Source organism: Polaromonas glacialis (assembly GCF_000709345.1).
GTDB classification, from domain to species: Bacteria; Pseudomonadota; Gammaproteobacteria; order Burkholderiales; family Burkholderiaceae_C; genus Polaromonas; species Polaromonas glacialis.
Window position 1 is genome coordinate 2,484,861 of record NZ_KL448323.1, and the last position, 20,020, is coordinate 2,504,880.

General features: G+C 61.8%; 25 protein-coding genes and 1 tRNA gene. 3 read left to right on the forward strand and 23 right to left on the reverse strand.

Features of this window, described 5'->3' with window-relative positions; all coding sequences use genetic code 11:
* Positions 1 to 147 precede the first annotated feature (147 nt).
* Positions 148 to 462 (forward strand): hypothetical protein, encoded by a 315-nt coding sequence (locus EC86_RS0112250; RefSeq protein ID WP_029525915.1) that lies wholly within the window; start codon positions 148 to 150, stop codon positions 460 to 462.
* Between the two features lie 118 nt (positions 463 to 580).
* Here EC86_RS0112250 and EC86_RS0112255 read toward each other — a convergent pair.
* The 6 genes from EC86_RS0112255 to petA form a co-directional block, all read right to left on the reverse strand.
* A tRNA-Thr gene (locus EC86_RS0112255) sits at positions 581 to 656 on the reverse strand.
* Positions 657 to 668: 12 nt separating this feature from the next.
* The gene (locus EC86_RS0112260) at positions 669 to 1,220 is read right to left on the reverse strand and encodes a ClpXP protease specificity-enhancing factor (protein ID WP_029525916.1); all 552 of its coding nucleotides are present in this window, start codon (positions 1,218 to 1,220) and stop codon (positions 669 to 671) included.
* Between the two features lie 42 nt (positions 1,221 to 1,262).
* On the reverse strand, positions 1,263 to 1,874 hold the full coding sequence (locus EC86_RS0112265) for a glutathione S-transferase N-terminal domain-containing protein (RefSeq protein WP_029525917.1): 612 nt from the start codon (positions 1,872 to 1,874) through the stop codon (positions 1,263 to 1,265).
* 118 nt (positions 1,875 to 1,992) lie between these two features.
* Positions 1,993 to 2,748, reverse strand: a complete 756-nt coding sequence (locus EC86_RS0112270) for a cytochrome c1 (protein ID WP_029525919.1) — start codon at positions 2,746 to 2,748, stop codon at positions 1,993 to 1,995.
* Positions 2,749 to 2,763: 15 nt separating this feature from the next.
* A complete protein-coding gene (locus EC86_RS0112275; RefSeq protein ID WP_029525920.1) occupies positions 2,764 to 4,173 on the reverse strand; it encodes a cytochrome b in 1,410 nt (469 codons plus the stop codon).
* Positions 4,174 to 4,280: 107 nt separating this feature from the next.
* On the reverse strand, positions 4,281 to 4,907 hold the full coding sequence (gene petA / locus EC86_RS0112280; RefSeq protein WP_051675873.1) for a ubiquinol-cytochrome c reductase iron-sulfur subunit: 627 nt from the start codon (positions 4,905 to 4,907) through the stop codon (positions 4,281 to 4,283).
* A 261-nt stretch (positions 4,908 to 5,168) separates the two neighbouring features.
* On the opposite strand from petA, the gene mscL reads away from it, so the two are divergent.
* On the forward strand, positions 5,169 to 5,588 hold the full coding sequence (mscL, locus tag EC86_RS0112285) for a large conductance mechanosensitive channel protein MscL (RefSeq protein WP_029525922.1): 420 nt from the start codon (positions 5,169 to 5,171) through the stop codon (positions 5,586 to 5,588).
* Positions 5,589 to 5,659: 71 nt separating this feature from the next.
* Here the strand turns inward: mscL and pdxA are convergent, their stop codons facing one another.
* On the reverse strand, positions 5,660 to 6,712 hold the full coding sequence (pdxA, locus tag EC86_RS0112290) for a 4-hydroxythreonine-4-phosphate dehydrogenase PdxA (RefSeq protein ID WP_029525923.1): 1,053 nt from the start codon (positions 6,710 to 6,712) through the stop codon (positions 5,660 to 5,662).
* Positions 6,709 to 7,485 carry a Nif3-like dinuclear metal center hexameric protein gene (locus EC86_RS0112295; protein WP_051675875.1) on the reverse strand — a complete coding sequence of 259 codons (777 nt, stop codon included), beginning with the start codon at positions 7,483 to 7,485 and terminating at the stop codon, positions 6,709 to 6,711. Before EC86_RS0112295 ends, pdxA begins: the two co-directional genes overlap by 4 nt.
* 193 nt (positions 7,486 to 7,678) lie before the next feature.
* On the opposite strand from EC86_RS0112295, the gene EC86_RS0112300 reads away from it, so the two are divergent.
* Entirely contained in the window at positions 7,679 to 8,845 is a 1,167-nt protein-coding gene (locus EC86_RS0112300; protein ID WP_029525926.1) for a S1C family serine protease, read from the forward strand.
* 138 nt (positions 8,846 to 8,983) lie between these two features.
* On the opposite strand, the gene tatC is transcribed toward EC86_RS0112300, so the two are convergent.
* The 15 genes from tatC to murA all read right to left on the reverse strand — a co-directional run bounded on the left by tatC (position 8,984) and on the right by murA (position 20,017).
* On the reverse strand, positions 8,984 to 9,787 hold the full coding sequence (tatC, locus tag EC86_RS0112305; RefSeq protein ID WP_029525927.1) for a twin-arginine translocase subunit TatC: 804 nt from the start codon (positions 9,785 to 9,787) through the stop codon (positions 8,984 to 8,986).
* Between the two features lie 64 nt (positions 9,788 to 9,851).
* A complete protein-coding gene (gene tatB / locus EC86_RS0112310) occupies positions 9,852 to 10,319 on the reverse strand; it encodes a Sec-independent protein translocase protein TatB (protein ID WP_029525928.1) in 468 nt (155 codons plus the stop codon).
* Positions 10,320 to 10,374: 55 nt separating this feature from the next.
* Complete coding sequence (gene tatA / locus EC86_RS0112315; protein ID WP_029525929.1) at positions 10,375 to 10,629, reverse strand: Sec-independent protein translocase subunit TatA; 255 nt, start codon at positions 10,627 to 10,629, stop codon at positions 10,375 to 10,377.
* Between the two features lie 127 nt (positions 10,630 to 10,756).
* Positions 10,757 to 11,116 carry a histidine triad nucleotide-binding protein gene (locus EC86_RS0112320; protein WP_029525930.1) on the reverse strand — a complete coding sequence of 120 codons (360 nt, stop codon included), beginning with the start codon at positions 11,114 to 11,116 and terminating at the stop codon, positions 10,757 to 10,759.
* Positions 11,113 to 11,493, reverse strand: coding sequence for a DUF4870 family protein (locus EC86_RS0112325; RefSeq protein ID WP_029525931.1), 381 nt, complete (start codon positions 11,491 to 11,493; stop codon positions 11,113 to 11,115). Before EC86_RS0112325 ends, EC86_RS0112320 begins: the two co-directional genes overlap by 4 nt.
* A 15-nt stretch (positions 11,494 to 11,508) precedes the next feature.
* A complete protein-coding gene (locus tag EC86_RS0112330; RefSeq protein ID WP_029525932.1) occupies positions 11,509 to 11,889 on the reverse strand; it encodes a phosphoribosyl-ATP diphosphatase in 381 nt (126 codons plus the stop codon).
* 15 nt (positions 11,890 to 11,904) lie between these two features.
* Complete coding sequence (gene hisI, locus EC86_RS0112335) at positions 11,905 to 12,294, reverse strand: phosphoribosyl-AMP cyclohydrolase (RefSeq protein WP_029525933.1); 390 nt, start codon at positions 12,292 to 12,294, stop codon at positions 11,905 to 11,907.
* 111 nt (positions 12,295 to 12,405) lie between these two features.
* The gene (gene hisF, locus EC86_RS0112340) at positions 12,406 to 13,185 is read right to left on the reverse strand and encodes an imidazole glycerol phosphate synthase subunit HisF (RefSeq protein WP_029525934.1); all 780 of its coding nucleotides are present in this window, start codon (positions 13,183 to 13,185) and stop codon (positions 12,406 to 12,408) included.
* A 230-nt stretch (positions 13,186 to 13,415) separates the two neighbouring features.
* On the reverse strand, positions 13,416 to 14,156 hold the full coding sequence (gene hisA, locus EC86_RS0112350; protein ID WP_029525937.1) for a 1-(5-phosphoribosyl)-5-[(5-phosphoribosylamino)methylideneamino]imidazole-4-carboxamide isomerase: 741 nt from the start codon (positions 14,154 to 14,156) through the stop codon (positions 13,416 to 13,418).
* Positions 14,157 to 14,238: 82 nt separating this feature from the next.
* Positions 14,239 to 14,919, reverse strand: coding sequence for an imidazole glycerol phosphate synthase subunit HisH (gene hisH / locus EC86_RS0112355; RefSeq protein WP_029525938.1), 681 nt, complete (start codon positions 14,917 to 14,919; stop codon positions 14,239 to 14,241).
* A 102-nt stretch (positions 14,920 to 15,021) separates the two neighbouring features.
* Positions 15,022 to 15,642: an imidazoleglycerol-phosphate dehydratase HisB gene (gene hisB, locus EC86_RS0112360; RefSeq protein WP_029525939.1), complete on the reverse strand. Its 621-nt coding sequence runs from the start codon at positions 15,640 to 15,642 to the stop codon at positions 15,022 to 15,024.
* Positions 15,639 to 16,736 (reverse strand): histidinol-phosphate transaminase, encoded by a 1,098-nt coding sequence (gene hisC / locus EC86_RS0112365; RefSeq protein WP_029525940.1) that lies wholly within the window; start codon positions 16,734 to 16,736, stop codon positions 15,639 to 15,641. Before hisC ends, hisB begins: the two co-directional genes overlap by 4 nt.
* The gene (hisD, locus tag EC86_RS0112370; RefSeq protein ID WP_029525941.1) at positions 16,733 to 18,079 is read right to left on the reverse strand and encodes a histidinol dehydrogenase; all 1,347 of its coding nucleotides are present in this window, start codon (positions 18,077 to 18,079) and stop codon (positions 16,733 to 16,735) included. The genes hisC and hisD overlap by 4 nt, the downstream gene beginning before the upstream one ends.
* A gap of 13 nt (positions 18,080 to 18,092) precedes the next feature.
* Positions 18,093 to 18,746, reverse strand: a complete 654-nt coding sequence (hisG, locus tag EC86_RS0112375; RefSeq protein WP_029525942.1) for an ATP phosphoribosyltransferase — start codon at positions 18,744 to 18,746, stop codon at positions 18,093 to 18,095.
* Positions 18,743 to 20,017 (reverse strand): UDP-N-acetylglucosamine 1-carboxyvinyltransferase, encoded by a 1,275-nt coding sequence (gene murA / locus EC86_RS0112380; protein WP_029525943.1) that lies wholly within the window; start codon positions 20,015 to 20,017, stop codon positions 18,743 to 18,745. Before murA ends, hisG begins: the two co-directional genes overlap by 4 nt.
* Between the last annotated feature and the right edge of the window lie 3 nt (positions 20,018 to 20,020).

The following is a 20,020-nucleotide window of genomic DNA, read 5'->3' on the forward strand; positions in this document are numbered from 1 at the left end:
GATTTTAGCGCTGCCAGGAAAACGGCCCTTTGTGTGCGCCAAACGAATGCGCTTTCAAGGGTGCAATGCATTGCCCACAACGGCAAAACCACGCTTGAGCATCCGCGATAATCAAATCGCCATGCTGACACCTTTCAAAAACTGACCATGCACAGACGCCTGCAATCAGCCGTGAGCTTGCACCAGGCCGCCGGCAACTCACCGTCCCTCGCGCGGCTCACCGATTTGGTCCGGGAATCAGACCAACGATTGAAAGCCATTGAAACGCTGATTCCACCAGCCCTGCGACCAGCCGTCAAGGCAGGGCCCATTGATGGCGAAAACTGGTGTCTTCTGGTCAATGGCAATGCCGCTTCAGCGAAAGTCAGGCAGTTGGTACCGCTCCTTCAGTCAAGCCTGTTGCGCCAGGGCTGGAAGGTCAAGTCAATCAGGCTGAAAATATTGATCGCCAAGTCGCCGTGACGGCGACCCGATAAAGCGGGATGTGGATGCGGTATTATTGCAGTTTGCTATATTTTTTATAGCTAAAAACGCTTGCCTAGCCTGCGCTGACTAAGCTTTTTAATCAAAAACTGTTGCATGGTGCCGCTTGTCGGAATCGAACTGACGACCTACCGCTTACAAGGCGGTTGCTCTACCAACTGAGCTAAAGCGGCACAAGTCGTATTCTACTTCACGCGCTTGAGTGAAGGCCGTGGCCGTGTCGGCGGTTTGGGAGGGTCGGGCGCAACGGATTTTTTCTGCTTGCCATTGCTGGCAGCCGCCGTGTCGGGCATGCTTTCCACCAACTGCATGATCTTGCTGTCGGGCGTTTCTGAAGAAGAATGACCGGTCTGCAGGGCATCGTGGGCCGGTGTGACCACTTGTGACTCAAGGGTGCCGCTGGTTCCGGCAGGAATTACTTCGAGCGGAAAAGCCATGCCTTGCCCATTTTCCCGGGCATAGATGGCGATCACATGGCTGATAGGCACCAGGATTTCACGCGCACTTCCGCCAAAACGCGCCTTGAATTCAATGAACTCGTTCCCCAGGGTCAGTGAACTGGTGGCATCGAATCCGATGTTCAGCACGATCTCGTTATTTTTCACGTACTCACGTGGCACCTGCACGGTGTTGTCCACCGATACGGCCACATAAGGGGTGAAACCGTTGTCGGTGCACCATTCGTACAAGGCACGAATCAGGTAAGGACGGGTTGACGTGGCGTTCGGTGCGTTCATGAATTCGGCCAAGATGCTGACTCCGTTAAATTCGATGCGGCTTTACTTGCGCATCACTTTCTCGGAAGGTGTCAATGCTTCGATATAGGCAGGACGGGAAAAGATACGCTCGGCATACTTGAGCAGTGGTGCCGCATTTTTTGACAGGTCGATCCCGTAGTAATCCAGGCGCCAGAGCAAGGGCGCAATGGCGACGTCCAGCATCGAGAAACTGTCTCCCAGCATGAACTTGTTCTTCAGGAAAATGGGGGCCAGTTGCGTCAGACGGTCGCGAATGTGGGCACGTGATTTTTCAAGCGCTTTTTCGTTCCCCTTGGAAGCACGTGATTCGAGGGCGCTGACATGAACAAACAACTCTTTTTCAAAGTTGAGCAGGAACAGCCGAACCCGCGCACGGTCAACCGGGTCGCCGGGCATGAGTTGCGGATGCGGGAAACGCTCGTCGATGTATTCATTGATGATGTTCGACTCGTACAGGATCAGGTCGCGCTCGACCAGAATGGGCACCTGGCCGTACGGGTTCATCACACTGATGTCTTCAGGCTTGTTGTACAGGTCTACGTCACGAATTTCAAAATCCATGCCCTTTTCAAACAATACGAAGCGGCAGCGGTGCGAAAAAGGGCAGGTTGTGCCTGAATAAAGGACCATCATGATTCGGAACTCCTAAAAGCAAAAGAGTGGAAGGCTAAGATTCAAACCTTAGAACCGTCCACTCCGAAGGTGCCAATGTACGCCAGGGCAGGCCCTGGGCGCATTGATCAGCACAAAACTATTTGACGTCTTTCCAGAACGCCGCGTTGAGGCGCCAGGCCACAAAGCTCAGGCCAAGCAGAAACAGCAGCACCCATACGCCGATACGGACACGGGTATTTTGCACAGGCTCTGCCATCCACTGAAGATAACCGACCAGATCGCCCATGGCCTGGTCGTATTGCAACGGGGTCATCGAACCCGGAGTGACCTGCTCCCAGCCCTTGAAAACGGCAACCTTGTGGCCGTGCTCTTCCTTCTCGTCATACACCGGCTTGCGCACGCCCTGCAGTTCCCACAGCGCATGCGGCATCGCCACGTTGGGGAAAGCCAGGTTGTTCCAGCCCGTTGCCTTGGTTTCATCACGGTAGAAGGTACGCATGTACGTGTACAAATAGTCTGCACCGGAACCGCCTGCACCGGCACGTGAACGGGCAATGACGGTCAGGTCGGGTGGCGTGCCGCCAAACCAGTCCTTGGCCTGTTTCGGATCAATCGCGGCCTTCATGGTTTCACCGACTTTTTCAGTCGTGAACAACAAGTTGTCCTTGATCTGCTGGTCGGTCAGGCCAATGTCTTTCAGGCGATTGAAGCGCATGAAGGCTGCCGAGTGGCAGTTCAGGCAGTAATTGACGAAAAGCTTGGCACCGTTTTGCAAGGCTGCCATGTCATTGGTCTTGTTGGGCGCCTTGTCCCAGGCCATGCCGCCTTCAGACGCTTGCGCGCCAGCCATCAGTCCAAGCGAAGTGATCAGGGCAAAAATGATTTTTTTCATGGTGTAGCTTCCTGCTCAGTGGGCGGCAAAAATAACGCGGTCGGGAACGCGCTTGAAAGTGCCCAGCCGGCTCCACCACGGCATCAGCAAGAAAAAGCCGAAGTAAAACAGGGTTCCGACCTGCGAGACACGTTCGCCAATGGCCGAGGGCGGCTGCACGCCAAGGTAGCCCAGGATCAGGAAGTTGATCACGAAAATACCATAAAGGTATTTGTTCCAGCTCGGACGGTAGCGAATCGACTTGACTTCACTGTTGTCCAGCCACGGCAGGAAGAACAGGATGACGACCGCGCCGCCCATGACCACGACACCCCAGAACTTGGCGTCGATCAGCAGCATCGCGCCGACGAGCGCTACGGCAGCACCGACGATGACGAGCTTGAAAAGGCCGGCGATTTTGGCTTTGAGCACACCGAGCACTGCGCCGGCCAGCACGCAAGCGATCAGGGCATACATCATCTCGCTGGTGATGGCGCGCAGCATCGAGTAGTAGGGCGTGAAGTACCAGACCGGAGCGATGTGAAGAGGCGTTTTCAGCGGGTCGGCGGGAATGAAGTTGTTGTACTCCAGGAAGTAGCCGCCAAACTCGGGTGCAAAGAAAATGATGGCGCTGAAAATCATCAGGAAAAGGCTGACGGCGAAAATATCATGCACCGTGTAGTACGGGTGGAACGGAATGGCGTCCAGCGGATGGCCGTTGGCATCGCGCGGCGCGTTCGGGCCCTTGACCTCGACGCCGTCGGGATTGTTGGAGCCGACTTCGTGCAGTGCAATGATGTGCGCCACGACCAGGCCCAGCAGGACCAGCGGCACGGCAATCACGTGGAAAGCAAAGAAACGGTTCAATGTTGCATCGCCAACCACGTAGTCGCCGCGGATCAACAGGGCCAGGTCGGGGCCGATGAACGGAATGGCGGCAAACAGGTTCACGATGACCTGGGCGCCCCAGTAGCTCATCTGGCCCCACGGCAGCAGGTAGCCCATGAAGGCTTCGGCCATTAGCGCCAGAAAAATCGCGCAGCCAAACACCCAGATCAACTCGCGCGGTTTGCGGTAGCTGCCGTAGATCAGTCCACGGAACATGTGCATGTACACCACGACGAAAAAGGCCGAAGCGCCGGTCGAATGCATATAGCGGATCAGCCAGCCCCAAGGCACATCGCGCATGATGTATTCGACCGAGCCAAAAGCCAGCGATGCTTCCGGCTTGTAGTTCATCGTCAGGAAAATCCCCGTGACGATCTGGATGACCAGCACCAGCAGGGCGAGTGAGCCGAAGATGTACCAGAAATTGAAATTCTTGGGCGCGTAGTACTCGCTCAAGTGCTCTTTGTAGAGTTTGCTGGCGGGAAAGCGGTTGTCCAGCCAGTTCATCGCTTTGTCAGCGACCGGGGCATCGGGGGAAATTTCTTTGAATACAGCCATGACTGATCCTGGTTCGGTGAGTTTCTTTGGCCTTGGATTGATACAGTGCGGAACGGCAGGGTTTCAAGCGCAGGTGGCAGGGTCTTTTGAAAAGAGGTAACGGGCCTTCAGGCCTTCTTGTCTTCGCCAATCAGCAGCTTTGCATCCGACAGGTACATATGCGGTGGCACTTCGAGGTTGTCAGGCGAAGGCTTGTTCTTGTACACGCGGCCGGCCAGGTCAAATGTCGATCCATGGCAAGGGCACAGGAAGCCACCGTGCCAGTCATCGGGCAGCGATGGCTGGGCGCCGGTCTGGAACTTGTCGGAAGGCGAGCAGCCGAGGTGCGGGCAAATGCCCACCACGACCAGGGTGTCGGCCTTGATGGAACGGGTTTCATTGCGCGCGTATTCAGGCGTCCACTCGGGCAGCTTGCGCTCGGACTTGGGGTCTGCCAGCTGGCCGTCAACCTGGGCCAGGGCGGCCAGCTGCTCGGGCGTGCGCTTGACGATCCAGACCGGTTTCCCACGCCACTCCACGGTCATCTTTTCGCCCGGCTTCAGGGCGGAAATATCGACCTCGACCGCAGCACCTGTCGCCTTGGCTCTTTCAGATGGCTGGAAAGTGCTCACGAACGGCACGGCCACGGCAGCAACGCCTGCTCCGCCTACTGCACAGGTGGCGACGATCCAGTTTCTTTTATCTTTATCGACAGGCGCGCCGTGTGGCGCGCCCATTACGCTTGCTTGGGTCATGAAAGTCCTTCAAGAACTGGCTTGAAAAAGGAATAGTAGGGGATCAACCCGCGATTGTAGCGGAGCAGGAAGGGGTATTTGAAGGCTTCGCAATGGTTTGAGGTCATCGCACCCCACCCCTTTGCGATTGAAGCGCAGGCATGGTTTGTTGCAAACCGGCCTTCAAGGCAGCTTGTCAATTCATGCCGACACAGCATAATTATTTGCCGCCAGCCGCAGTGCCGTGAAGGCACAACAACCACAAGAAACCGGAGTAAAACCATGGGAATGATTCAGGAATTCAAGGAGTTTGCCGTCAAGGGCAATGTGATGGACCTGGCCGTCGGCGTGATCATTGGCGGGGCTTTCGGCAAAATCGTCGATTCCATCGTCGGCGACCTGATCATGCCGCTGGTCAGCAAGATCTTCGGGGGGCTCGACTTCTCAAATTACTATGTCGCGCTGGCCGGTCAGGCGACCGGACTGCCGCTGGTCGAGGCGAAGAAGGCGGGCGCCGTCTTCGCCTACGGCAACTTCATCACGGTGGCGCTGAATTTCATCATCCTGGCCTTCATCATCTTCATGATGATCAAGCAGATGAACCGCCTCAGAAAACCCCGCCCGGTCGCCGCTGCGCCAGCGCCAGCAGAAGACATCGTGCTGTTGCGTGAAATCCGCGACAGCCTGAAACGCCAACCCTGATTCCCGCCATCAATGAGCGCCAATCAGCCCAGTGCTAATTCGGCGGCTGGTAAAGTCACTTTAAACGCTGACTACGCAGCCTGCAGGCGCGCCATCCGTATCGCGGCCAGCAGGCTGGATGCGTCAGCCCGGCCGGTGCCGGCAATGTCGAAAGCCGTGCCATGGTCCGGACTGGTGCGCACCAGCGGCAATCCGAGCGTGACGTTGACGCCCTGCTCCACTCCCAGGTATTTGACCGGAATCAGGCCCTGGTCGTGGTACATCGCCACCACCACGTCAAACTCGCCGGGTTTCGAGACGGTGTTGCGCGCCCGCATGAACACCGTGTCGGGGGCAAAGGGACCGCGCACATCCAGGCCTTCGCGCAAGGCGGCGGCGATGGCCGGCGCAATGATCAATTGCTCCTCCGTGCCAAACAGCCCGCCTTCGCCGGCATGCGGATTCAGGCCCGCCACGGCGATGTGCGGGGGCCGTCCCAGCCCGGCACTGAGGGCCTGGTGCGCAATCCGCAGGGTCTGCAGCACGTTGTCAAAGGTCACGGCGTCAATCGCATGCCGGAGCGACATGTGGATGCTGACCAGCACGGTCCTGAGTTCGTCGTTGGCCAGCATCATGCGCACCGGGACTTCGCTCACCGGCTTGCCCAGGAACGCGGCGGCCTCGGCCTGCAGCATTTCAGTATGGCCCGGGAAACGCGCCGCCCATCCACCGGCGGCTGACAGTGCCTCCTTGTGGATTGGCGCAGTAATCATGGCGGCAGCCTCGCCCGCCAGCACCGCGCGGGCAGCCCAGACGATGCAGTCCGCCGCAGCCCTGCCGGCCAGGCCACTGATCTGTCCATAGGGAACCAGGCCAGGCAGTGCGCACTTCTGCAGCACGCCGATGCAGTTCGGCGGCACTGCCGTCAGATCGGCCAGCGAATCAAGTTCGGCGACCGGCATCGCCGGATTTCCGGATGACGTAGCAACCAACGCGGCAGCGCGGCGCAGCGTCGGCACGTCGCCGACCACCACGCAGCCCGCCAGTTCCTGCAGTGACTGGGCAAAGGCCTTCGCGATGATTTCAGGGCCGATGCCGGCGGCATCGCCCATGGTGATGAGGAATGGGCCGGTTGGGGTCGTCATGCAGGGTTGTCGATGTCAATGAACTGGTGATGAATGCCGAATTGCGCCGCGACATGCGAGGCAACCGCCGGCGCGCCGTAACGCTCCGAGGCATGGTGGCCGCAGGCCATGAACGCCACGCCCATTTCGCGCGCATGGTGCGCCTGCGGCTCGGAAATCTCGCCGGTGATGAAGGCGTCGGCGCCAGCGGCAATGGCAGATTCGAAATAGCCTTGCGCGCCACCGCTGCACCAAGCTATTTTTTTGATAGCTGAATGCGCAGGCCCCACCTGCGCGACAGGTCTTTTTAACGTATTTTCAATGAGCCGGGCCAGATCGCTGGCCGTGGCAAAGCTGCCGCCATCGCTTCGCCCGCCCAGAAACCCCAGGCTCTGCTCGCCGAAGCAGCTGCTGGCCGTCAAGCCCAGCTGCCGCCCCAGCTGCGCATTGTTGCCCAGTTCAGGGTGCGCATCGAGCGGCAGGTGGTAGGCAAACAGGCTGATGTCGTGGGCCAGCAGCAGCGCCAGCCGCTGCTTCATCCAGCCGACCACCGGGCCGATGTTGCAGCCGTCCTGGCCGCGCCAGAACAGGCCGTGATGGACAAAAATCGCATCGGCCCGCGCGTCAATGGCCGCTTCGATCAGCGCCCGGCTGGCCGTGACGCCGGAAACCATCCGGCGCACCTGCGGTTTGCCTTCCACCTGCAGGCCGTTGGGGCCGTAGTCCTTGAAGCGCCCCGGCTGCAGCAGCGCGTCAAACGCCGCCAGCAACTCTTGTCTCGTTGTGGTGTTCATGCCGGGATTGTCTCAGGCAAGCCCGGCCTGCCGGGGATTCTGGATTTTTTTCCTGTGCTGATGGCTTTCCAGTGGCTTTCGTCCTACGCCGGGGCATCCGGCATAAAGCACAATACGTGTTCGGCGGCCTGCAGAGGGGCTGCACCGCCCGAAGCCGTTTTTCTTTCACGCCAGCCAACTCCTTTTTTGATCCATGAAGCGCACCTGGCTCCTGTTTTCCCAGACTGTCACTGTTTTGGTGGCGGCTTATTTCGTCGTCGCCACGCTCCAGCCGCAATGGCTGAACCGGCGCGCCACGATTGGCGGCGTTTCAGTCATCGAAGCCCCCGCCAGCAGCCTGCCGCGCGCCGGCGGTCCGGCCGGCCCCATCGGCAGCTTTGCGCAGGCGGCAAAAATTGCGTCGGCGGCTGTGGTGAGCATCAACACCAGCAAGGCCGCCGTCAAGAACCCGCAAATGAACGACCCGTGGTTCCGGTTTTTCTTCGGCGACCAGAACCCGGGCGAAGCACAGGCAGGCCTGGGCAGCGGCGTGATCGTGAGCGCAAGCGGCTACATCCTGACCAACAACCATGTGGTCGAAGGCGCCGATGAAATCGAAGTGGTTCTCAACGACACCCGCAAGACCCGGGCGAAGGTGATCGGCACCGACCCCGACACCGACCTGGCCATCCTCAAGATCGACCTGGACAAGCTGCCGGTGATTGTCCTGGGCAACTCGGACGAGCTTCAGGTGGGAGACCCGGTGCTGGCCATCGGCAACCCGTTTGGCGTGGGCCAGACCGTGACCGGCGGCATCGTCAGCGCGCTGGGCCGCAACCAGCTGGGCATCAACACCTTTGAAAACTTCATCCAGACCGACGCGGCGATCAACCCCGGCAACTCGGGCGGCGCACTGGTCGATGTCAACGGCAACCTGCTGGGCATCAACACCGCCATCTATTCGCGCTCGGGCGGCTCCATGGGCATTGGTTTTGCCATTCCCGTGTCCACTGCCAAGCAGGTGCTCGAAGGCATCGTGACCGAAGGCCAGGTGACACGGGGCTGGATTGGCGTGGAGCCGCAGGAACTCAATGCCGAACTGATCGAGGCCTTCAAGCTCAAGCCGGAAGCGGCCAAGGCCGGAGGCGTGATCATCACGGGCGTCCTGCAAAACGGACCCGCCGCCCTGGGCGGCATCCGGCCTGGCGACGTGATCATGGCCGTCGATGGCCACCCGGTCCGCAATGTCAGCCAGTTGCTGACGGCGGTCGCCGCGCTCAAGCCCGGCACGCCCGCACCGCTCAAGGTGCTGCGCGGCGACGGTCCGGTGGACATTTCGGTGACACCGGCCCAGCGCCAGCGGCCCAGAGTGCAGCGCTGAAGGCGCGCTGCTGATTCGTGGCAACGGCCCGGGCCTGAGACCGTTGCTTTGAACACGCGTATTTGCTATTGAATCTATAGCTATAAATTCTCATGGCCACTGCGTAAACGGCCATATTCATTCAAAACCAGCGAGGTTTCAGGATTTGGCAACTTCCGTGTCGGTGTCGGGCGCCTTGGTGCTTTTGAGGAACATCTGCGCGGCCAGGATGCCGACCTCGTACAGCCCGCCCACCACCATCAGCAGCATGATCATCGAGCCGGCATCGGGCGGCGTGACCAGCGCGGTGCCCACGGCGGCGGCCACCCAGAAGTAGCCCCGGTATTCACGCAACTGAGCAACCGTCAGCACGCCCATGCGTACCAGCAAAATGACCGCGATCGGCACCTCGAAGGCCAGCCCGAAAGCCAGGAACATGCCAAGCACGAAGTTCAGGTATTCCTCGATGTCCGGCGCTGCGGTGATCGACTTGGGCGCAAAGCTCTGGATGAACCTGAACACCTGGCCAAACACCACATAGTAGGAAAACGCCACACCGATGAAAAACAGCAGCGTGCTCGACACCACCAGCGGCATCACCAGCTTTTTTTCGTGCGAATACAGGCCCGGCGCGACGAAAGCCCACACCTGGTAAAGGACCACGGGCAGCGCGATCATGAAGGCTGCCATGAAGAGAATCTTGATCGGCACGACAAACGGCGACACGACGTTGGTGGCGATCAGGGTTGCGCCCTTGGGCAGGCTGGCCACCAGCGGCGCGGCCATCAGGTCATACAGCGCGCCCGGTCCGGGAAACAGCGCCAGGATGCCTGCCGCGATGCCAATGGCGATCACGGCCTTGATCAGCCGGTCGCGCAGCTCCATGAGGTGCTGCACGAAAGGCTGCTCGGTGCCTGCGAGCTCGTCGGGCTTGTCGCCGCCGGTGGGGTTGGGATCGCTCATGGAGGAAGTTTGCGCTGTGTGAGTTGCGCCGGTCTGCGCGCAACAAGAAATTCAGGGGAATGCTTCAGGCCTTGCGGCTGGGCTGCGGACGAAATCGTGCCACCCGGGCCGCGCCGGACTGGGCCTTGGTGCGAATGCCCGAGCGGGCCTTGAACCATTGCGGCGTGGCGCCGCGCTTGAGCCGCCACTTCTTTTTCGGATGCCGGTATTCGGGAAAGACCTCGAAGCCGGACAAGTCGTCGGACGTGGTGGAGGTTGACGTGTCGGACCACGATTTTTCAAAATCAGTGGCGCCGGTGCGGATCGAGCCCTCGACGTCGCGGGCTGCTTCCTCGACGGTTTCCTTCATTTTCCGGAACTCGTCGAGCTCCATGGAACGGTTCACTTCCTGCTTGACATCGTTGACGTAGCGCTGCGCCTTGCCCAGCAGCGTGCCCACGGTACGCGCTAGGCGCGGCAGCTTTTCAGGCCCGATGACGATCAGCGCGACCGCGCCGATCAGGGCGATTTTGGAGATGCCCAGGTCAATCACGGCAGCTCAGCCCCGTAACGCGTTGAACGCGAAGAAAGGAAAGTTCCGGCATGCATCAGGGCTTTTGCCGGGCTTCGACGTCAATCGTGTTGCGCTCCGACGTGGCCTTGGCCTGGGCATTGCTCACCTGACTGGCGGCAACCACCGGCTTTTCATCCTCGGGCGGCTGGCCGCCATCCTTCATGCCGTCCTTGAAACCCTTGACTGCGCCGCCCAGGTCGCCGCCCATGTTCCTGAGTTTTTTGGTGCCGAACACCATCACCACGATCAACAGCACGATCAACCAGTGCCATATGGAAAATCCACCCATAGTCATCTCCTAATCTGTAAGCAGTCGGTTGACTGCCATGTTTGCGATAAAGCCTGATTCTAAAGGCCCCATGTGACAGCGCCTATGACCCTGCAAGCCTGCAGGGTAGTTAAAAAAACCAGTCCGTTCAGCCCCGGAGCCACGGCCGGGGGCCGCCAATGACGTGCAGGTGCAGGTGCTGCACTTCCTGGCCGCCTTCGGCACCGGTATTGGTGACGATGCGAAACCCCCCTTCGGGGTAGGGATTGCAGCCCTGCTCGATCGCCAGTCGCGGCGCCAGCACCATCATGCGTCCCATGAGCGCCGCATGCTCCGGGCCTAGCTGCGCCATTGAAGCAATATGCGTTTTGGGAATCATCAGGAAATGCACCGGCGCCCAGGGATGGATGTCGTGAAAGACGAACAGTTCATCATCCTCGTACACCTTGCGGCTGGGAATGGCGCCGGCGGCGATCTTGCAGAAAAGGCAATTGTCCGGATGGCTCATGCGGCCTCCACCGAGCGGCCGGCATTCATGCGCACCATGCCCTTGACGATGCGGTACAAAAACCAGACCGAGATCAGGCCCCAGGCAATCCAGCCGGGCACGATGAACAGCAGCCAGAGCCAGGAAGTCAGCAGGTAGAGCACGCCGGCCCAGATCACCGAGCGTATGCGCCAGCTGAAGTGCGAGGCCTGCCAGGTGTTGGCCGCGTCGCCGCGCTTGACCAGGTCAATGACCAGCGCCACCACCAGCAGGGCTATGGATACCTGGGCACCGGGCAACACGGCCGCCACCGCGACCACCAGGTGCAGCAAATAGCTGACCCAGCCCCAGGTTTTCAGCCCTTCGTCGGGCTCTATCGTCACAATGTCGTCGCGCATGGGTAGCTCCCTTCCTCAGTCGTTGGTGGCTTCGCGGTGCTGCGCCTTGCGCAGCGCCTTTTCCTCGATGCCGCTGGTGCCTTCGCGGCGCTCCAGTTCGGCCAGCACATCGGCAGGCCGCAGGTTGTAGTGCGCCAGCGCAATCAGCGAATGAAACCACAGGTCGGCCACCTCGCCAACCAGCTTGCCTTGCAGTTCGGGCGTGGCGCCGCCGTGGTCGATGTCCTTGGCGGCCATCACGGTCTCGGTGGCTTCCTCGCCGATTTTCTTCAGGAAAGCATCGGGGCCTTTGTGCAGCAGGCGTGCCACGTAGCTGGTTGAGGGGTCGCCGCCCTGCCCGGGCTTGCGGGTTTCTATGATGCGCGCCAGGCGCTCAAGGGTTTCATTGGAATTCATGGTGTTCATTGCAGGCTATTTATAGATGCTGGCGGGGTCTTTCAAGACCGGTTCGGCAGCAACCCACTGTCCGTCCTGGTAAAGGCTGAAAAAGCAGCTGTGGCGGCCGGTGTGGCAGGCGATGCCTGGTTCGTGGCCGAGTTGCGTGATCTTGAGCAGTACCACGTCGCTGTCGCAGTCGAGCCGGATTTCATGCACCACCTGGAAGTGGCCGGACTCTTCGCCCTTGTGCCACAGGCGATTGCGCGAGCGGCTGAAGTACACCGCCTGGCCGAGTTCGGCGGTTTTTTGCAGCGCCTCGCGGTTCATCCAGGCAAACATCAGCACATCGCCGCTGCCGGCTTCCTGCGCAATGACGGGCACCAGGCCCTTGTCGTCCCAACGGACCGTGTCTAACCAATTCATGAGGGTATTGTCCGTGATGACTGTGCGCCAGGACGCACGCTCAAACTGCTATGAAATCAATAGCTTTTTGCGCACGTCCAGCATGCGCAAAAGGCCAAAAAAGCTTAAAGACTAGAGCCGGACCGGAATGCCGCGTGCCGCCATGTGCCGCTTGGCTTGCCCGACAGTAAATTCGCCGTAATGGAAGATGCTGGCGGCCAGCACCGCATCGGCGCCGCCCAGTTGCACGCCATCGGCCAGATGGTCCAGCGTGCCGACGCCGCCCGAGGCGATCACCGGCACGCTGACGGCATCGCTCACGGCGCGCGTCAGTTCCAGGTCGAAGCCCGACTTGGTACCGTCTCGGTTCATGCTGGTCAGCAGGATTTCGCCCGCGCCGCGCCGCGCCATCTCGCTGGCCCAGGCCACGGCGTCGAGGCCGGTGTTCTTGCGCCCGCCGTGGCTGTACACGTCCCAGCCCGCGCCGCGCACCAAGGCGTCCTCGTCGCTGCGGCGCTTGGCGTCAATCGCCACGACGATGCACTGGGCGCCGTACTTGGCCGAGGCGTCGGTGATAACCTGCGGATTGGCCAGCGCGGCCGAGTTGAAACTGGTCTTGTCGGCGCCGGCGTTGAGCAGCCGGCGCACGTCCTCGACCGTGCGCACGCCGCCGCCAACCGTCAGCGGAATGAACACCTGCGATGCCACGGCCTCGATGATGTGCAGGATCAGGTCGCGCCCGTCGCTGGTGGCAGTGATGTCGAGAAACGTGAGTTCGTCGGCGCCCTGGTCGTTGTAGCGGGCGGCAATCTCCACCGGGTCACCGGCGTCGCGCAGTTCGACGAAATTGACGCCCTTGACGACCCGGCCGCCGGTCACGTCGAGGCAGGGAATGATGCGTTTAGCTAACATAAGCCCCCACGGTCGCCCACTGCGTGTGGCTACCTGCCCCCCGAGGGGGCCGCTGCCCTTGCAGGGCGCCACGCCGCCAGAGGCGGCGCATCTGCAGGCTGTCCAAGCCCGCACAGGCGGGCTTGGAGCCGCAGCCTGCAGCCTGCGGCCCGGCGAAGCCGGTTCCGTGGCCCTGGCTGGCTGGCAGATGCGCGCTCCGTTGCCAGGCTTTCCGCGCGTCAGCAGCGCGCTCAGCCATTTAGCTCGTCAGCGCGCTCTTGCGCCGCTTCGAAATCCAGGTCGCCGCTGTAGATCGAGCGGCCGCAGATCACGCCCTGCACACCTTCGTCCTCGACGGCGCACAGTGCTTCGATGTCGGCCATGTTCGACAGGCCGCCCGAGGCGATCACCGGGATCGTCAACGCCTGCGCCAGCTTCACGGTGGCTTCCATGTTGATGCCGCTGAGCATGCCGTCGCGGCCGATGTCGGTGTAGATGATGGATTCGACGCCGTAGTCCTGGAATTTCTTCGCCAGATCAACGACCTCGTGGCCGGTCAGCTTGCTCCAGCCGTCGGTGGCCACCTTGCCGTCTTTCGCGTCGAGCCCGACGATGATGTGGCCGCCAAAAGCGGTGCAGGCGTCCTGCAGAAAGCCCGGATTCTTCACCGCCGCCGTGCCGATGATGACGTAGCGCAGGCCGGCGTCGAGGTAGCGTTCGATGGTGTCGAGATCCCGGATGCCGCCTCCCAGCTGCACGTCGATCTCGCTGCCCACCTCGGCCAGGATGCGTTTGATCGCCGCTTCATTCCTGGGCCTGCCCGCGAATGCGCCGTTCAGGTCCACCAGGTGCAGGCGGCGCGCGCCCTTGCTGACCCAGTTGCGCGCCATGGCCGCCGGGTCTTCGCTGAAAATGGTGGACTGGTCCATGTCGCCTTGTTTCAGACGGACGCAGTGGCCGTCTTTGAGGTCAATCGCGGGGATGAGGAGCATGTTGGGCTAAGGAAAAGCAGTTAGTGAGGTTAAAAAAAGATTCGCCCTTGCATGAGCGCATCCGGAGGAAGCAAAAGGCGGTTCAGGGATTCCAGTGCAGGAAATTACGGTACAGCGCCAGCCCCTGGTCGGCACTTTTTTCGGGGTGGAACTGGGTGGCAAAAATATTATCGCGCGCTATCGCCGCCGCAAAGCGCCCGCCGTAGTCGGCTTCGCCCGCGATGTGGCGCTTATCAGACGGACAGGCGTAAAAGCTGTGCACAAAATAGAAATAAGCGCCGTCAGGCACGCCGTCCCAGACCGGATGGGCCTTTGCGCCGTCAGGATGCGCCTGGTAGACCTGGTTCCAGCCCATTTGCGGCACCTTGTAGCGGCTGCCGTCGGGCTGCAGTTGCCCGGCCAGGTCGAACTTGACGACCTCGCCATGGATCAGCCCCAGGCCGGGCGTGGGAGCGCCATCCAGCCCCTCGTGGCTGTTGTCGAGCAGCATCTGCATGCCGACGCACACGCCAAACAGCGGCTTGCTGGCGGCGGCATGCAGCACGGCGCCGAGCATGCCCGAGTGTTCGAGCGCCAGCATGCAGTCATGCATCGCGCCCTGGCCGGGCAGCACGACGCGCTCGGCGTCCAGCACGTCCTGCGGGTTGGACGTGACCAGCACCTCATAACCCGTGCCCTGCACCACATGCCGGACCGCCTGAGAGACCGAGCGCAGGTTGCCCGAACCGTAATCGACCACTGCCACCGTTTTCAATTTGGACATTCGGGGAAAATTTATATTGCTATTGATTGAATAGCTGCTTGCGCCCGCCGGACGTGCGCAAAAGGCCTAAAACATGCCTGAACAGCAGTGAAATCGTGTGGTTTACAGCGAACCCTTGGTCGAAGGAATCACGCCGACCGAACGCGGATCGATTTCCAGCGCCATGCGCAGGGCGCGGGCAAAGGCCTTGAACACCGTTTCAGCCTGGTGATGCGCGTTTTCGCCCTTGAGGTTGTCGATGTGCAGCGTGACAAACGCATGGTTGACGAAGCCCTGGAAGAATTCGTAGGCCAGCTGGCTGTCGAAGGTGCCGATCATGCCGCTCTTGAAGGGCACGTTCATGACCAGCCCAGGCCGGCCCGAGAAATCGATCACCACGCGCGACAGCGCTTCATCGAGCGGCACATAGGCGTGGCCGTAGCGGCGCAGGCCTTTCTTGTCGCCCACGGCCTGCGCCACGGCCTGCCCGAGCGTGATGCCGACATCTTCCACCGTGTGGTGACCGTCGATGTGCAGGTCGCCCACGGCGTGGATGTCCAGGTCGATCAGCCCGTGCCTGGCAATCTGGTCGAGCATGTGGTCGAAAAAGCCGATGCCCGTGGCTAGAGAGGCCTGGCCGGTGCCGTCCAGGTTGAGCTTGACGGTGATCTTGGTTTCGGCGGTGTTGCGCGACACCTCGGCGGTGCGCGGAGCGGGCAAGGAGGCAATGGTGGAAGTCGTCATAGGGATTGTTCAAGCGCGGCCAGCAATTGCGCGTTTTCTTCGGCAGTGCCGACGGTCAGGCGCAGGCAGTTGGCCAGCAAAGGATGCATTTTAGAAATATTCTTGACCAGCACCTTGCGATTTCGCAAGCCGTCGAAGGTGTGCGCCGCATCGGGCACGCGGATCAGGATCATGTTGGCGTGGCTAGGCCAGGCCTTGACGCCCGGCAAGGCGCCGAGCGCGTCGAACAGCAGGCCGCGCTGGCTGATCAGTTCCTGCGCCTGGGCTTCGAACACATCGCGGTGTTCGAGCGCAAACAGCGCGCATTCGTAGTTCAGCACGCTGATGTTGTAGGGCGGGCGCACCTTGTCGATCTCGGCAATCAGAGCCTTTGGCCCGATCATGTAGCCCAGGCGAACGCCGGCCAGGCCGAACTTGCTCAGCGTGCGCATCAAGAGCACATGGCCGTGCCCGGTCATGCGGCTTGCATAGCTCTTGCCGGCGAACGGCTGGTAGGCCTCGTCCATCACGACCAGGCCGCCCTGCTCGCCGACCGCCTCGATGATCTTTTCAATCACCGCATCGTCCCAAAGATTGGCCGTCGGGTTGTTCGGATAGGCCAGGTAGGTGATGGACGGCTTGTGCTCGGCAATGGCAGCGAGCATCGCGGCTTCGTCGAGTTCAAAGTCGGGCGTCAGGTCAACGCCGATGAATTTGAGGCCTTGCAGCTGCGCGCTCATGGCGTACATCACGAAGCCCGGGAGCGGCGCCAGCACCGAGCCGCCCGGCACGTCGCAGGCCAGCGCCAGCAGCGCGATCAGCTCGTCCGAGCCGTTACCCAGCATGATGTCGAAGCCCTCGGGCATCTGCGCGTAGTCGGCCAGTGCCTTGCGCAGGTCGTTGACGCGGCCATCCGGGTAACGGTTCAGCGCCAGCGCACCGAGGCGCTGGCCCAGGTGCGCCTGCAGCGCGGCGGGAAGCCGGTGCGGGTTTTCCATGGCATCGAGCTTGACCATTCCGGCCGAGTCCTGGATGGCATAGGCGTGCATGGACTGCACATCCTGGCGGATCAGTTTCTTGAGTTTCGGATCGAGGGTGGAATCAGGCGCGGTCATTGGTTGGGTTTTCTCATGTCGGGCACGGTGTTCAGGCGCAGTTCGGCGGCGCGGGCATGCGCCTGCAGGCCTTCGCCATAGGCGAGTTCGGCGGCAATCGGGCCAAGAATCTGGGCGCCGGCTTCGCTGACCTCGATCAGGCTGGAGCGCTTCTGGAAGTCATACACGCCGAGCGGACTGGAAAAGCGCGCCGTGCCGCTGGTCGGCAGCACGTGGTTGGGGCCGGCGCAGTAGTCGCCCAGGCTTTCGCTGGTGTAGGCGCCGAGGAAAATCGCGCCGGCGTGGCGCAAGAGCGGCTCCCAGCGGTGCGGGTCGCGGCTGGAGACTTCCAGGTGCTCGGGCGCGATGCGGTTGGAAATCTCGCAGGCCTCTTCCATGCTGCGGGTCAGGATCAAGGCGCCCCGGTCACTGAGCGATTTGGCGATGATGTCGGCGCGCGGCATCAAGGGCAGCAGGCGGTTGATGGCTTGCTGCACGGCGTCGATGTAGGCGGCGTCGGGGCACAGCAGGATGCTTTGCGCCAGTTCGTCGTGCTCGGCCTGGCTGAACAAATCCATCGCCACCCAGTCGGCGGGCGTCGTGCCGTCGGCCAGCACCAAAATCTCCGACGGCCCGGCAATCATGTCGATGCCGACGGTGCCGAACACGCGTTTCTTGGCGCTGGCGACGTAGGCATTGCCGGGGCCGGTGATCTTGTCTACCTTGGGCACCGTCGCCGTGCCGTAGGCCAGCGCGGCCACCGCCTGCGCGCCGCCGATGGTGAAGGCGCGCGTCACGCCAGCGACGTAGGCGGCGGCCAGCACCAGTGCGTTTTTCTCGCCCCGGGGCGTGGGAACGACCATGATGATCTCCTTGACGCCGGCCACATGCGCGGGAATCGCGTTCATCAGCACAGACGACGGGTACGCCGCCTTGCCGCCGGGCACGTAGATGCCGACACGGTCCAGCGGCGTGACCTTCTGGCCCAGCAGCGTGCCGTCCTCGTCGCGGTAGCTCCAGCTTTCGCCGCTGGCCTTCTTCTGCGCCTCGTGATAGGTACGCACGCGGCGGGCAGCGGCCTGCAGGGCATCGCGCTGGGCGGCGGGAATCGACTCGAACGCGGCCTTCAATTCGGCCTGCGTCAGTTCGAGTTCGGCCATCGAGGCGGCGCTTAGCCCGTCGAAGCGGGCGGTGTAGTCCAGCACCGCCGCATCGCCGCGCTGCCGCACCTCTAGCAGGATGTCGGCGACGCGCTGCTCGATGGCAGTGTCGGTGTCGGCCGACCAGTGCAGCCGGGCCTTGAATTCAGACTCAAATGTGGATTCTGCGCAGGACAGTCGGGCGGGAGTAGCTAGCAAATTCATAGCGTTTTGGATTTTACCGGTTTGCAGCGGCCTGCGCGCAGGCCGACGAGAAAGCGTCGATCAGCTTGCGGATCGGCGCCTGCTTGAGCTTGAGCGCGGTCTGGTTCACGACCAGGTGCGAGCTGATGTCCATGATGCGCTCGACCTCGACCAGGTGGTTGGCCTTGAGCGTGTTGCCGGTCGAGACCAGATCGACAATCGCGTCGGCCAGCCCGGTCAGCGGCGCCAGCTCCATGCTGCCGTAGAGCTTGATCAGGTCGACGTGAACGCCCTTGGTGGCAAAGAAGTCGCGCGAAATCTCGACGTATTTCGTCGCCACCTTCAGGCGCGAACCCTGTTTGACGGCAGCCGCATAGTCGAATCCCTCGCGCACCGCCACGCTGATGCGGCATTTGGCAATCTGCAGGTCGAGCGGCTGGTACAGCCCCTGGCTGCCTGACTCGAGCAGCGTGTCCTTGCCGACCACGCCGATGTCGGCGCCGCCGTACTGCACATAGGTCGGCACGTCGGTGGCGCGTACCAGCACCACGCGCAGGTCGCTCTGGTTGGTGTCCAAAATGAGCTTGCGGGACTTTTCCGGATCGTCGAGCACCTCGATGCCGGCGGACCTGAGCAGCGGCAGGATGTCGTCGAAGATACGGCCTTTGGAGAGCGCGAGCGTGATCATGCCTTGAGCCTTTCAATGTCGGCACCAATGCCGCGCAGCTTGGCTTCCATCTGGTCATAACCCCGGTCGAGGTGGTAGATGCGTTCGACAAAGGTTTCACCGCTGGCGACCAGGCCGGCAATCACCAGGCTGGCCGAGGCGCGCAGGTCGGTCGCCATGACGGTGGCGCCCGACAGCCTTTCCACCCCTTCGATGACGCAGACCTTGCCTTCGATCTGGATTTTGGCGCCCAGGCGCACCATTTCATTGACGTGCATGAAGCGGTTTTCAAAGATCGTCTCGGTCACCGTGCTGGTGCCCTGCGCGATGGCGTTGAGCGCCATGAACTGGGCCTGCATGTCGGTCGGAAAACCGGGGTATTCGGTGGTGCGGAAGGACTGGGCCTTCATGCGGCCGCTGGCCTGAATGCGGATGAAGCCCTCGCCCGCCGTGATGGTGGCGCCGGCTTCGCGCAGCTTTTCAATCACTACGTCGAGGTGCTCGGCGCGGCCATGCCTCAGGACCACATCGCCGCCTGCTGCCGCCACCGCGCACAGGAAGGTGCCGGTTTCGATGCGGTCGGCCACCACCTGGTGCGTGCAGCCGTGCAGCCGTTCGACGCCCTGGATGCGGATTCGGCGGGTGCCGTGGCCTTCGATGTTGGCGCCCATCTTGATGAGCATTTCGGCCAGGTCGCCGATTTCGGGCTCCTGCGCGGCGTTTTCGAGGATGGTCTCGCCTTCGGCCAGCGTGGCGGCCATCAGGAAATTCTCGGTGCCGGTCACGGTCACCATGTCAGTGGTGATGCTGGCGCCCTTCAGGCGCGTCTGGCCCTTGGGCAGCTTGGCCAGCATGTAGCCGTGCTCGACGGTGATGTCCGCGCCCATGGCCTGCATGCCCTTGATGTGCTGGTCCACCGGCCGCGAGCCGATGGCGCAGCCGCCGGGCAGCGACACCGTGGCCTCGCCGAAGCGCGCCAGCAGCGGCCCCAGCGCCAGCACCGAGGCGCGCATGGTCTTGACCAGTTCGTAAGGCGCTTCGGGCGAACTCAGCGGGCCGGCATTGAGGGTGACGGTGCCGGGAACGCTTGCGCTGCGCTCGACCTCGACGCCCATGTTGCAGATCAGCTTGAGCATGGTCGTCACGTCCTGCAGGCCGGGAACGTTTTGCAGCGTGACCGCGTCGGCGGTCAGCAGGGCCGCGCACAGTTCAGGCAGTGCCGCGTTTTTGGCGCCCGAGATTTCGACCGAACCGGCCAGGGACTTGCCGCCCTTGATGCGTAGTTTGTCCATGAT